Annotated in this window: 11 protein-coding genes; all 11 read left to right on the top strand. The window is 68.2% G+C overall.

The window, feature by feature from the left end:
- Positions 1 to 14: 14 nt before the first annotated feature.
- The 11 genes from hisG to JOF42_RS11335 all read left to right on the top strand — a co-directional run bounded on the left by hisG (position 15) and on the right by JOF42_RS11335 (position 12,853).
- Positions 15 to 857, top strand: coding sequence for an ATP phosphoribosyltransferase (gene hisG, locus JOF42_RS11385; RefSeq protein WP_210097957.1), 843 nt, complete (start codon positions 15 to 17; stop codon positions 855 to 857).
- Complete coding sequence (hisF, locus tag JOF42_RS11380) at positions 857 to 1,618, top strand: imidazole glycerol phosphate synthase subunit HisF (RefSeq protein WP_210097956.1); 762 nt, start codon at positions 857 to 859, stop codon at positions 1,616 to 1,618. Before hisG ends, hisF begins: the two co-directional genes overlap by 1 nt.
- Positions 1,615 to 1,974 (top strand): phosphoribosyl-AMP cyclohydrolase, encoded by a 360-nt coding sequence (hisI, locus tag JOF42_RS11375; RefSeq protein ID WP_210097955.1) that lies wholly within the window; start codon positions 1,615 to 1,617, stop codon positions 1,972 to 1,974. Before hisF ends, hisI begins: the two co-directional genes overlap by 4 nt.
- On the top strand, positions 1,971 to 2,561 hold the full coding sequence (locus JOF42_RS11370; protein ID WP_210097954.1) for a Trp biosynthesis-associated membrane protein: 591 nt from the start codon (positions 1,971 to 1,973) through the stop codon (positions 2,559 to 2,561). Before hisI ends, JOF42_RS11370 begins: the two co-directional genes overlap by 4 nt.
- A 48-nt stretch (positions 2,562 to 2,609) precedes the next feature.
- A complete protein-coding gene (locus JOF42_RS11365; RefSeq protein WP_210097953.1) occupies positions 2,610 to 2,855 on the top strand; it encodes an HGxxPAAW family protein in 246 nt (81 codons plus the stop codon).
- A gap of 2 nt (positions 2,856 to 2,857) precedes the next feature.
- Complete coding sequence (gene trpC, locus JOF42_RS11360; RefSeq protein ID WP_210099178.1) at positions 2,858 to 3,628, top strand: indole-3-glycerol phosphate synthase TrpC; 771 nt, start codon at positions 2,858 to 2,860, stop codon at positions 3,626 to 3,628.
- Positions 3,628 to 4,896 carry a tryptophan synthase subunit beta gene (gene trpB / locus JOF42_RS11355; protein ID WP_210097952.1) on the top strand — a complete coding sequence of 423 codons (1,269 nt, stop codon included), beginning with the start codon at positions 3,628 to 3,630 and terminating at the stop codon, positions 4,894 to 4,896. Before trpC ends, trpB begins: the two co-directional genes overlap by 1 nt.
- Positions 4,893 to 5,696 (top strand): tryptophan synthase subunit alpha, encoded by an 804-nt coding sequence (trpA, locus tag JOF42_RS11350; RefSeq protein WP_210097951.1) that lies wholly within the window; start codon positions 4,893 to 4,895, stop codon positions 5,694 to 5,696. The genes trpB and trpA overlap by 4 nt, the downstream gene beginning before the upstream one ends.
- Before the next feature lie 10 nt (positions 5,697 to 5,706).
- Entirely contained in the window at positions 5,707 to 6,735 is a 1,029-nt protein-coding gene (lgt, locus tag JOF42_RS11345; RefSeq protein ID WP_210097950.1) for a prolipoprotein diacylglyceryl transferase, read from the top strand.
- A gap of 135 nt (positions 6,736 to 6,870) precedes the next feature.
- A complete protein-coding gene (gene gltB, locus JOF42_RS11340; RefSeq protein ID WP_210097949.1) occupies positions 6,871 to 11,394 on the top strand; it encodes a glutamate synthase large subunit in 4,524 nt (1,507 codons plus the stop codon).
- Positions 11,387 to 12,853, top strand: coding sequence for a glutamate synthase subunit beta (locus tag JOF42_RS11335; protein WP_120492942.1), 1,467 nt, complete (start codon positions 11,387 to 11,389; stop codon positions 12,851 to 12,853). Before gltB ends, JOF42_RS11335 begins: the two co-directional genes overlap by 8 nt.
- Positions 12,854 to 12,857 lie beyond the last annotated feature (4 nt).

Raw genomic sequence — 12,857 nt, 5'->3', positions numbered from 1 at the left:
TCTGAAGGCATCCCATGCTGCGCATTGCTGTTCCCAACAAGGGCTCTCTCTCCGAGACGGCCGCCGACATGCTCGCTGAGGCCGGCTACGCCGGTCGTCGTGACCCCAAGACCCTCCACGTCGTCGACACCGACAACGACGTCGAGTTCTTCTACCTCCGCCCGAAGGACATCGCCACCTACGTCGGCTCCGGCGCCATCGACGTCGGCATCACGGGTCGCGACCTCCTGCTCGACGCCCGGATGCCCGGAGCGCGCGAGATCGAGGCGCTCGGCTTCGCCGGTTCGACCTTCCGCTTCGCGGCGCCCTCCGGCCGCTACACCGAGGTCTCGGAGCTCGACGGTCTCCGCATCGCGACCTCGTACCCGGGGCTGGTCGATGCGTTCCTCGACGAGCGCGGCATCGCGGTCGATCTCGTGCCGCTCGACGGCGCCGTGGAGTCCGCCGTGCGCCTCGGCGTCGCCGACGCCGTCGCTGACGTCGTCGAGACAGGCACGACGCTGCGCCAGGCCGGCCTCGACGTCTTCGGTCCCGTGATCCTGCAGTCCGAAGCGGTCCTGATCGCCGGCCCGCAGGACGCTGAGGGGTCCGAGACGCTGCTGCGCCGCCTGCGCGGTGTGATGGTCGCCCGACGATTCGTGATGATCGACTACGACCTGCCTCTGGCGCTGCTCGACGACGCGGTGAAGATCGCCGGCGGCATCGAGTCGCCGACCGTCTCGCCGCTGCGGGATCCCGAATGGGTGGCTGTCCGCGTGATGGTGGCGCGGGCACGGGTGAACCCCGTGATGGACGCGCTGTACGCGCTCGGCGCCCGGGCGATCCTCGTGACGGCGATCCACAACGCGAGGCTCTGATGACGCTCGCGAGCCGAGTCATCCCGTGTCTGGACGTCGCCGACGGCCGCGTCGTCAAGGGAGTGAACTTCGAGAACCTCCGCGACATGGGCGACCCCGTCGAACTCGCGCGCCACTATGCGGCGCAGGGTGCGGATGAGATCACGTTTCTCGACGTCACCGCGACCGTCGACGCCCGCGCGACGACCTACGACGTCGTGCAGCGCACTGCGGAGCAGGTCTTCGTGCCGCTGACCGTCGGCGGGGGAGTCCGCAGCGTCGACGACGTCGCGCGGCTGCTCTCGGTCGGCGCCGACAAGGTCGGCGTCAATTCCGCCGCCATCGCGCGACCCGAGCTGATCGGTGAGATCGCCGACCGGTTCGGCGCGCAGGTCCTCGTCCTCTCGCTCGACGTCAAGCGCGCGGACACCACCACGTCCGGTTTCGTGGTCACCACGCACGGTGGACGCACGCAGACGACCCTCGATGCCCTCGAGTGGGCGCGAGAGGCAGCCGAGCGCGGTGCCGGAGAGCTGCTCGTCAACTCGATCGATGCGGACGGCACGCGCGACGGCTTCGATCTCGAACTGGTGAAGCTCATGCGCGAGGCGGCGTCCGTGCCGGTCATCGCCTCGGGTGGTGCAGGCAAGGCATCGGACTTCGCTCCGGCGATCAAGGCGGGGGCGGATGCGGTGCTCGCTGCGAGCGTGTTCCACACGGGTGCTCTCACCGTCGGAGACGTGAAGGACGCGCTGCGCGCAGAGGGAGTGCTGGTCCGATGACCGACATCGAGGAGCGGATCGCTCAGGTCGCGTTCAACGCAGACGGGCTCGCGCCGGTCATCGTGCAGCAGTGGGACACCGCCGAGGTGCTCATGCTCGCGTGGATGGATGCCGAGGCACTGCGCCGGACACTGACGACGGGGCGCGCCGTGTACTGGTCGCGCTCTCGGCAGGAGTACTGGCGAAAGGGCGACACCTCCGGCCACATCCAGGTCGTGCACGAGGCACGCCTCGACTGCGACGGTGACGCGATCCTGCTCCGCGTCGACCAGACCGGACCCGCCTGCCACACCGGGACACGCACCTGCTTCGACTCGAACGACCTCGAAGCCGTCGAAGGAGGCGCATCCTCGTGACGTTCGCCCGCCGAGGACGCTCCCTCGCCGTCTCCGGTTTCCTCCTGTCCGGAGCAGTCGGGATCATCTCGTCGACCCAGACGTGGCTGACCGTCGAGCGCGCGGATGCCGGAGAGGCGATCCTGGTTCCGGGAGCCTCCGCGCTGCCGTTGCTCGCGCCCCTGAGTCTCGCCGTGCTGGCGCTCGGCATCGCCCTGTCGATCGTCGGCCCCGTGCTCCGGCTGTTCTTCGGCGTGCTCGGCGCTGCCAGCGCCCTGTTCCTCGGGTGGACGACATTCCAGCTGCTGCTCTCCGAACCGTTGAGCGCCGTCGGACCGACCGTGACCGAGACCACCGGACTCGCGGGAAGCTCGGCGATCGCCGACGTCGTCGCGGGGATCGAGCTCTCGGCCTGGCCGGTCATGACGCTCATCGGGTGGATCGTGCTGCTGGCCGCCTCGCTCGTCGTCCTGTTCACCTGGCGTCGATGGAAGACGGGCGGACGCCGCTACCGCACCGATGCCGCGCACGTCGAGGCCGCCGCAGGCCCTGTGGATGCGATCGATTCGTGGGACGACCTGTCTCGCGGAACCGACCCCACACGATGACCCCGATAGACTTGAACCGACCCACCACGTCGTCCCCCGGAGGAGACCATGACCAACCCGATCGCTGACCCCGGCCACGGACACTCGCCGGCAGCATGGACCGCCGTGATCATCATGCTCGCGGGCTTCACGATCGGCACGCTGGCGTTCTGCCTCGCCGAGTTCAGCCCCGTGTGGGTCGCCCTGATCTGGGTCGGCGCCGCCATCGTCCCGATCGGCGCGCTCGTGGGCTGGCTGCTCGCCAGGGCCGGATACGGCGTGAAGGGCCCCAAGTACTCGCCGAAGGCGCACTAATGGTGCTCGCCGACCTCACGGCCGGCGCAGTCGCTGACGCAGAACGTCGCGCGCTCACCCGGCCCTTGGCCGACGTGGAGCGCGATGCTCTCGCGCGCCCTGCGGCCAAGGACGCCCTCGCGTTCCTCGCGCCCGCCGATCGCGTCAAGATCATCGCCGAGGTCAAGCGCGCGAGCCCGTCTCGCGGTGCCCTCGCCGAGATCCCGGATCCTGCGCTGCAGGCCTCGCTCTACGAGACGGGCGGAGCCTCGGCGATCAGCGTCCTCACGGAGGAGCGCCGCTTCGGCGGCAGCCTGGCCGATCTCGAGGCCGTCACCTCCCGCGTCTCGCTTCCGGTGCTCCGCAAGGACTTCATCGCCAACCGCTACCAGGTGCTCGAAGCACGTGCCGCGGGTGCCGACCTCGTGCTGCTGATCGTCGCCGGACTCGAGCGCTCCGTGCTGGAGGACCTGTTCGGCTTCATCACGGAGCTCGGCATGACCCCTCTGGTCGAGACCCACTCGGCCGACGAGCTCGAGGTCGCGATCGACCTCGGTGCGCCTCTGATCGGGGTCAACGCTCGCGACCTGAAGACCCTCGAACTCGATCGCGACCTGTTCGGTCGACTGGTCGAGCGCATCCCCGACTCGGCCGTCAAGATCGCCGAGTCCGCGGTACTCACCCCTGCAGATGTCACGCACTACCGCTCGGCGGGTGCGGACGTCGTCCTGATCGGGGAGGCGCTCGTCACGGGCGACCCGGTCGCCACTCTCAAGAGCTTCCTGGAGGCGTGATGAGCCTGCGTGATCAGCACGGGCCACTGTTCGGCGACTACGGCGGGCGGTACATGCCGGAATCGCTGATCGCAGCGATCGACGAGCTGTCCGCAGCGTACGCCGACGCGATCGTCGATCCCGCCTTCCGCTCCGAGCTGGCATCGTTGCTCAGCTCGTACGCCGGGCGTCCGTCGCCGCTGACCGAGGTCGCGCGGTTCGCCGAGCACGCCGGCGGCGCGCGCGTGTACCTCAAGCGCGAGGACCTGAATCACACCGGCTCGCACAAGATCAACAACGTGCTGGGGCAGGCGCTGCTGACGAAGCGTCTCGGCAAGACACGCGTGATCGCCGAGACCGGCGCGGGCCAGCACGGCGTCGCCACCGCGACCGCCGCAGCCCTCTTCGGCCTCGACTGCACGATCTACATGGGCGAGGTCGACACCGAGCGTCAGGCGCTGAACGTCGCCCGGATGCGGTTGCTCGGTGCCGAGGTCGTCGCCGTGACCTCCGGCTCGCGCACGCTCAAGGACGCGATCAACGACGCGTACCGTGACTGGGTCGCCACCGTCGAGACCACCAACTACATCTTCGGCACCGCCGCGGGCCCGCATCCGTTCCCCGCCATGGTGCGCGACTTCCAGAAGATCATCGGCGAGGAGGCCCGCCAGCAGCTTCTCGACGAGGTCGGCCGCCTCCCCGACGCCGTCGTCGCGTGCGTCGGCGGAGGATCGAACGCCATCGGCATGTTCGACGCCTTCCTCGATGACGAGGGCGTGAAGCTGTACGGCGTCGAGGCGGCAGGCGACGGAGTCGACACGCCCCGTCACGCCGCTTCCATCGAACGCGGTCGCCCCGGCATCCTGCACGGCGCGAAGACCTACGTCCTACAGGACGAGGACGGGCAGACCGTCGAGTCGCACTCGATCTCGGCAGGACTCGACTACCCGGGGGTCGGACCCGAGCACTCGTGGCTCGCCGACATCGGCCGCGCCGAGTACATCCCGGCGACCGATGACGAGGCGATGCAGGCGCTGCGTCTGCTGAGTCGCACCGAAGGCATCATCCCGGCGATCGAATCCGCGCATGCTCTCGCGGGAGCCCTGCGCCTCGGACGCGAGCTCGGCCCGGATGCCGTGATCGCGATCTGCCTCTCGGGCCGCGGCGACAAGGACATGGACACCGCTGCACGCTACTTCGACCTCTACGACGCCGAGGCGCTCGCGCACGACGTCGCCCAGGAGACCGCAGCCGAAGACGCAGCCTCGAAGGGGGAGCCCGAGCTATGAGCCGCGTCGAACAGGCGATCGCCGCAGCCCACGCGGCGGGTCGCAGCGCCTTCGTCGGATACCTCCCGGTCGGCTTCCCCGACCTCGAGACGAGCATCCAGGCCGCGATCGCCCTCGCCGAGAACGGCGTCGACATCATCGAGCTCGGCCCGCCGTACAGCGACCCGGTGATGGACGGCGCGGTGATCCAGGAGGCGACGACCGCCGCGCTCGCGAACGGGTTCAAGATGAAGGACCTCTTCACCGCGATCCGTGCGATCACCGCCGCCACCGATGTCCCCGTGCTGGTCATGACCTACTGGAACCCCGTCTTCCAGTACGGCGTCGACCGCTATGCCGACGATCTGCTGGCAGCGGGCGGCGCAGGGCTCATCACGCCCGACATCACACCCGACGTCGCGGGGGAGTGGATCGCGGCGAGCGAGCGGACCGGCCTCGACCGCGTCTTCCTCGCAGCCCCCACGTCGACCGATGAGCGCCTCGAACTCGTGGTGAAGTCGTCGACCGGATTCGTCTACACCGTGTCGACCATGGGCATCACCGGAGAACGCACCGAACTCGACCGTGCGGCGCGCACACTGGTCGGACGCCTGCGCGAGCACGGCAGCATCCGAGCCTGCGTGGGCATCGGCATCTCGACCGCCGAGCAGATCGCCGGCGTGTCCGAGTACGCCGACGGCGCGATCGTCGGCACCGCACTCGTCCGCGCCCTGCGCGACGGCGGCATCCCCGCCCTCGCCGAGGTCACCCGAAACCTGGCCGTCGGCACGTCGTCGTCGCGCCCCGTACACGAGAACTAGAATCGCAATCATGTCCCTCGCGCTCCACAGCACCTTCAGCGGCGTGCTCGCCAGCATCCCCAGCCCCCCGGTCTCCTACATCGACCTCGGCCCGCTCCGGATCCACTTCTACGCGCTCTGCATCATCGCCGGCATCATCGCCGCCGTGCTGCTGACCAACCACCGCCTGACCAAGCGCGGGGCAGAGCCGTGGGTCGTGATCGACATCTCGATCCTCGCCGTTCCGATCGCCATCATCGGCGCGCGCATCTTCCACGTGCTCACCCACCCGAACTTCTACTTCGGCGAGGGCAAGAACACCTGGAACCCGTTCGAGCCCGGCTCCGTCTGGGCGATCTGGGAGGGTGGCATCGCGATCTTCGGTGCGCTCATCGGTGGTGCCATCGGTGCGTACCTGGGCTGCCGCTGGACCGGCATCCGCTTCTGGACCTTCGCCGACGCCCTCGCTCCCGGTCTCCTGCTCGCGCAGGCGATGGGACGCTTCGGCAACTGGTTCAACCACGAGCTGTTCGGTCTGCCGACCGACCTGCCGTGGGGCCTCGAGATCGAGTCCGACAACTCGGCCTTCCCTCCCGGCCTTCCCGAGGGCACGCTGTTCCACCCGACCTTCCTCTACGAAGTCATCTGGAACCTTCTCGGCGTCGTCGTCCTGCTGTGGCTGAGCCGCAAGGTGACCGCTCTGCAGTGGGGCAGGCTCTTCGCGATCTACCTCATCTGGTACAGCGCGGGCCGCGTCGTGTGGGAGTCGATCCGCATCGACCCGAGCGAGATCATCCTGGGTCTGCGCAGCAACGTCTGGGCCGCGATCATCGGCATCGTCGTGGGTCTCGCGATCCTCATCGTGCAGTCGCGTCGTCACCCCGGCCTGGAGCCTTCGCCGTACCAGCCCGGCCGCGGACGGAAGGACCTGGACGCTGATGTAGAATCGCAGGACAATCCCTCCGATTTCGTGGACGTGAGTGAGCCTCCGTCCGAAGAAGTCGCCGCAGGAGCCAGCGCCACAAGCACCGCTCCCACGGACACGGAAAGCTCTCGATAGCAGACCGGTCCGTGCGGACCCCATCGCATCCACCCGGCCAATGACGCCCCCGGGTCATCCGAAGATCTGAGGACGGTACTGGTGTATTTTCAGCCTCCCTACGGCGCTTCCGGCGCTTACCCCCCGAAGCAGGGCATGTACAACCCGGCGTTCGAGAAGGACGCCTGCGGCCTGGCCATGGTCGCCACCCTGCGTGGTGAAGCGGGCCACGACATCATCGCGCTGGCGCTCGAAGCGCTGCGCAACCTCGAGCACCGTGGTGCGATCGGCTCCGATGCCGGCACCGGAGACGGTGCAGGCATCCTGACGCAGATGCCCGACGCCTTCCTCCGTGCGGTCACCGATTTCGAACTGCCCCCGGTCGGCGAGTACGCCGCGGGTCTGGCATTCCTCCCGCGCGACTCCAGCGAACGCCGCCAGCAGAAGGCCGGCATCGAGAAGATCGCCCGAGCCGAGGGCCTCCGCGTCCTCGGATGGCGCGAGGTTCCGACGGTCAACGACAACCTCGGAAAGCTCGCCGACGAGGCACGCCCCGCCTTCGAACAGCTCTTCGTGAGCGCCGGGGGAGCCACGCACTCGCAGGCACCCCTCACCGGCATCGCGCTCGACCGTGTCGCCTATCGTCTGCGCAAGCGCGCAGGGCACGAGCTCGGCGCCTACTTCGTCTCACTGTCCGCCCGCACCCTCGGGTACAAGGGCATGGTCACGACGCTTCAGCTCGAGCCGTTCTACCCCGACCTGCAGGACGAGCGCTTCATGTCGGAGCTCGCCGTCGTGCACTCGCGGTACTCGACCAACACGTTCCCCTCGTGGCCGCTCGCGCAGCCGCTGCGCATGCTCGCACACAACGGCGAGATCAACACGGTCGGTGGAAACCGCAACTGGATGCGTGCCCGTCAGTCCCAGCTCGAGTCCGAGCTGCTCGGCGACGTCGCTCCGCTGCTGCCGATCTGCACCGATGGAGCCAGCGACTCGGCCTCCTTCGACGAGGTGCTCGAGCTGCTCACCCTCACCGGACGCAGCCTGCCGCACGCCATCATGATGATGGTGCCCGAGGCGTACGAGAAGCAGTCCGACATCTCGCCGGAGCTGCGCTCGTTCTACGAGTACCACTCGAACCAGATGGAACCGTGGGACGGCCCCGCCGCCCTCATCTTCACCGATGGCACCGTGGTCGGCGCGACCCTCGACCGCAACGGCCTGCGCCCCGGGCGCTGGACCGAGACCACCGACGGACTGATCGTGATCGGTTCCGAGACCGGTGTGCTCACGTTCGAGCCCGAGCGCATCAAGCGCCGCGGGCGCCTGCAGCCCGGCAAGATGTTCCTCGTCGACACGTCGCAGAAGCGCATCATCGAAGACGAGGAGATCAAGCACGATCTCGCCACGATGCACCCCTGGCAGGAGTGGTTGGATGCCGGATCCGTGCGTCTCGCCGACCTCCCCGAGCGCGAGCACATCGTGCACCCGCCTGCGTCGATCACGCGCCGCCAGCGCACCTTCGGCTACACCGAGGAAGAGGTGCGGATCCTCCTGACCCCGATGGGTCAGACCGGTGTCGAGCCTCTGGGCGCCATGGGGTCCGACACTCCGATCGCGGTTCTCAGCAAGCGGCCCCGTCTGCTCTTCGACTACTTCACGCAGCAGTTCGCGCAGGTCACCAACCCGCCGCTGGACTCGATCCGCGAAGAGGTCGTCACAAGCCTGAAGCTCGGCCTCGGCCCCGAGAGCAACCTGCTGACGTGGGGTCCCGACCACACGCGCACCGTCTCTCTCGACTTCCCGGTGATCGACAACGACGAGCTGGCGAAGATCCGCCACATCGACAAGGCACTGCCCGACCGTTCCAGCGTGACGATCAAGGGTCTCTATCACTTCGACGCGGGCTCGAACACGCTCGAGAAGCGTCTCACCGAGATGTACGACGAGGTCGACGAGGCCATCGCACAGGGTGCCGAGTTCGTCATCCTGTCGGACCGCGACTCGAACAAGGATCTGACCCCGATCCCGTCGCTGCTCATGGTCTCGGCGATCCACCACCACCTGATCCGCCGTGAGAACCGTATGAAGGTCGGTCTGATCGTCGAGGCGGGTGACGTCCGCGAGGTGCACCACGTCGCGACGTTGATCGGATACGGCGCATCGGCCGTGAACCCGTACCTCGCTATGGAGACGGTGGAGCACCTCGTGCGCACGGGCTACATCACGGGCATCAGCCCCGAGAAGGCCGTCCGCAACCTGATCTACGCACTCGGCAAGGGCGTGCTGAAGATCATGTCGAAGATGGGCATCTCGACCGTGTCGTCGTACGCCGGCGCACAGGTCTTCGAGGCTGTCGGCCTGAGCGAGGAGTTCATCGACAAATACTTCACGCGCACCGAGTCGAAGCTCGGCGGTATCGGCATCGAAGAGATCTTCATCGAGAACCAGGCGCGTCACGACTACGCCTACCCCGAGGACGAGGCCGCACGTGCACACGAGCGTCTCTGGACCGGTGGCGAGTACCAGTGGCGTCGCGACGGCTCCCCGCACCTCTTCAACCCGGAGACCGTCTTCAAGCTCCAGCACGCCACGCGCGAGCGTCGCTTCGACATCTTCCGCGAGTACACCAAGCTCGTCGACGATCAGGCGGCCGAGCTCAAGACGCTTCGCGGTCTCTTCACGCTGCGCACGGGCACCCGCAAGCCCGTGCCGCTCGACGAGGTCGAGCCCGTGTCCGCGATCGTCAAGCGTTTCTCCACCGGGGCGATGAGCTACGGCTCGATCTCCAAGGAGGCGCACGAGACCCTCGCCATCGCCATGAACCGGATCGGCGGCAAGTCGAACACCGGTGAGGGCGGCGAGGACACCGACCGTCTGCTCGACCCCGAGCGCCGCAGCGCGATCAAGCAGGTCGCATCCGGTCGCTTCGGCGTCACGAGTCTGTACCTCACGGAGGCCGACGACATCCAGATCAAGCTCGCCCAGGGTGCCAAGCCCGGCGAGGGAGGTCAGCTTCCCCCGCAGAAGGTGTACCCGTGGGTCGCACGTACCCGTGGCGGAACGCCGGGTGTCGGTCTGATCTCGCCCCCGCCGCACCACGACATCTACTCGATCGAAGACCTCAAGCAGCTCATCTTCGACCTGAAGCGGGCGAACCCCGAGGCGCGCATCCACACGAAGCTCGTCAGCCAGTCGGGCATCGGAGCGGTCTCCGCCGGTGTCGCCAAGGCGCTCAGCGACGTCATCCTCGTGTCAGGACACGACGGAGGCACGGGTGCGAGCCCGATGAACTCCCTCAAGCACGCGGGAACACCGTGGGAGCTCGGTCTCGCCGAGACGCAGCAGACGCTCATGCTCAACGGCATGCGGGACCGCGTCGTGGTGCAGGTCGACGGCCAGCTCAAGACCGGACGCGACGTCATCATCGGTGCGCTGCTCGGCGCAGAGGAGTTCGGTTTCGCGACCGCCCCCCTCGTCGTCAGCGGATGCATCATGATGCGCGTCTGCCACCTCGACACGTGCCCCGTGGGCGTCGCGACCCAGAACCCCGTTCTGCGCGAACGCTTCACCGGCAAGCCCGAGTTCGTCGTGAACTTCATGGAGTTCATCGCCGAAGAGGTGCGCGAGCTGCTCGCCGAGCTCGGCTTCCGCTCGATCGACGAGATCGTCGGCCGCGCGGAGCTGATCGAGGCGAATGCGGCCCTGGAGCACTGGAAGGCGGAGGGTCTCGACCTGAGCCCGGTGCTCGAAGGGCCCGCGTTCCCCGCGAGCGAGCCGCGCCGCAACCGCCGTACGCAGGATCACGAGCTCGAGAAGCACTTCGACGTGCAGCTGATCGACATCGCGAAGCCTGCTCTCCTCAACGGCGAGCCCGTCGTGGTCGAGCTGCCCATCGCCAACACCGAGCGCGCGGTCGGCACCATGCTGGGCCACCAGGTCACGTCTCGTCACGGCGCTGCGGGGCTCCCCAGCGGCACGATCGACGTCACCCTGCACGGCACGGCCGGTCAGTCGCTCGGCGCGTTCCTGCCCTCGGGAATCGTGCTTCGCCTCGAAGGCGATGCCAACGACTACGTCGGGAAGGGCCTCTCCGGCGGCGACATCACGATCCGTCCGGCACGGGGCTCCGCCATCGCGCCGCACGAGAACGTGATCGCCGGCAACGTCATCGGCTACGGCGCGACGGCGGGAACCATGTTCCTCTCGGGCGTCGTGGGCGAGCGATTCCTCGTTCGCAACTCGGGTGCGACCGCGGTCGTCGAAGGCGTGGGCGACCACGCGCTCGAGTACATGACCGGCGGCGTCGCGGTGATCCTCGGCTCGACGGGTCGCAACCTCGGAGCCGGCATGTCCGGGGGAGTGGCCTACATCCACTCGCTCGACACCGGCAAGGTGAACGCCCAATCGCTCGGCAGCGGCGAATTGCGCCTCGAGCCCCTCGACCGGGCCGACCTCGAGGTCCTGCGCAGCCTGATCGTCGCTCACGTGGAGAAGACGGCATCGCCGCTCGGATCCGACATCCTGGCGCGGTTCGATGAGACCGCCGGCCAGTTCACGAAGGTGCTTCCGCGAGACTACGCCGCCGTGCGCAGCATGCGCGAGGAAGCAGTCGCCGAGGGTATCGACCCCGACGGCGACATCGTCTGGAACCGCATCCTGGAGGTGACCGGTGGCTGACCCCAAAGGCTTTCTGAAGACCACGGAGCGTGAGCTCCCCAAGCGTCGCCCCGTGCCCGTACGCATCATGGACTGGAAAGAGGTCTATGAGGCGGGCGATCAGGCGGTGCTCAAGCGTCAGGCCGGTCGCTGCATGGACTGCGGTGTGCCGTTCTGCCACCAGGGCTGCCCGCTCGGCAACCTGATCCCCGAATGGAACGACCTGACCTGGCGTGGTGAGGGGCGCGCGGCGATCGATCGCCTGCACGCCACGAACAACTTCCCGGAGTTCACGGGTCGTCTGTGCCCCGCCCCGTGTGAGAGCTCGTGCGTGCTGGGCATCAACCAGCCGGCGGTGACGATCAAGCAGATCGAGGTCTCGATCATCGACGAGGCCTTCGCCAAGGGCTGGGTCGAGCCGCAGCCGCCCGCACGCCTGACCGGCAAGACGGTCGCCGTCGTCGGCTCCGGCCCCGCAGGGCTGGCAGCCGCACAGCAGCTGACCCGCGCCGGCCACACCGTCGCCGTCTTCGAGCGCGACGACCGCATCGGCGGTCTGCTGCGCTACGGCATCCCCGACTTCAAGATGGAGAAGGGGCAGTTGGAATCGCGCCTTCGCCAGATGCAGGAGGAGGGGACGCGCTTCCGCGCCGGCGTCGAGATCGGCAAGGACATCTCCTGGGCCGACCTGCGCGCTCGTTACGACGCGATCGTGATCGCCACCGGATCGACGGTTCCTCGCGACCTCTCGATCCCGGGCCGCGACCTCGACGGCGTGCACTTCGCGATGGAGTACCTCGTCGAGTCCAACCATGCGGTCGCCGGCGACAAGGTCCCCGAGCAGATCACGGCCGAGGGCAAGCACGTCATCGTGATCGGTGGCGGTGACACCGGTGCGGACTGCATCGGCACGGCCCACCGTCAGGGTGCGCTGAGCGTCACGAATCTCGCGATCGGCAAGCAGCCGGGCACCGAGCGTCCGGGGCACCAGCCGTGGCCGATGATGCCGACGCTGTTCGAGGTCGCCTCCGCCCACGAAGAGGGGGGTGAGCGCGTCTTCCTCGCCTCCACCGTCGAGTTCCTCTCGAACGACGTGGGCGAGGTCCGTGCACTGCGCGTCGCCGAGACCGAGTTCATCGACGGCCGTCGCGTGCCCAAGAGCGGTACGGAGCGCGAGATCCCCGCGGACCTCGTCCTCATCGCGATGGGCTTCACCGGCCCCGAGCAGGACGGCTACACCGAGGACACGCTTCCGCAGCTGACCGACCGTGGTGCCTTCCGTCGAGACGACAGCTACGAGTCCACCGTTCCCGGCGTGTTCGTCGCCGGTGACGCGGGCCGCGGACAGTCGCTCATCGTCTGGGCGATCGCCGAAGGCCGTGCGGCCGCGGCGAACGTCGATCGGTTCCTCATGGGAACCACCGTGCTGCCCGAGCCGGTGCGTCCGCATGAAGTCGCTATCGGCCTCCAGCCCGCGTAGGCTG

The organism is Microbacterium phyllosphaerae (genome assembly GCF_017876435.1).
Lineage (GTDB): Bacteria > Actinomycetota > Actinomycetes > Actinomycetales > Microbacteriaceae > Microbacterium > Microbacterium phyllosphaerae.
The sequence above is the reverse complement of the archived record's forward strand: the minus strand, read 5'-3'. Positions and strand labels throughout refer to the sequence as shown.

Coding starts and splice junctions, on each gene's coding strand:
- hisI (WP_210097955.1), top strand. CDS start 1,615: ATGACCGACATCGAGGAGCGGATCGCTCAGGTCGCGTTCAACGCAGAC.
- gltB (WP_210097949.1), top strand. CDS start 6,871: ATGTACAACCCGGCGTTCGAGAAGGACGCCTGCGGCCTGGCCATGGTC.
- trpB (WP_210097952.1), top strand. CDS start 3,628: ATGAGCCTGCGTGATCAGCACGGGCCACTGTTCGGCGACTACGGCGGG.
- JOF42_RS11365 (WP_210097953.1), top strand. CDS start 2,610: ATGACCAACCCGATCGCTGACCCCGGCCACGGACACTCGCCGGCAGCA.
- lgt (WP_210097950.1), top strand. CDS start 5,707: ATGTCCCTCGCGCTCCACAGCACCTTCAGCGGCGTGCTCGCCAGCATC.
- trpA (WP_210097951.1), top strand. CDS start 4,893: ATGAGCCGCGTCGAACAGGCGATCGCCGCAGCCCACGCGGCGGGTCGC.
- hisF (WP_210097956.1), top strand. CDS start 857: ATGACGCTCGCGAGCCGAGTCATCCCGTGTCTGGACGTCGCCGACGGC.
- hisG (WP_210097957.1), top strand. CDS start 15: ATGCTGCGCATTGCTGTTCCCAACAAGGGCTCTCTCTCCGAGACGGCC.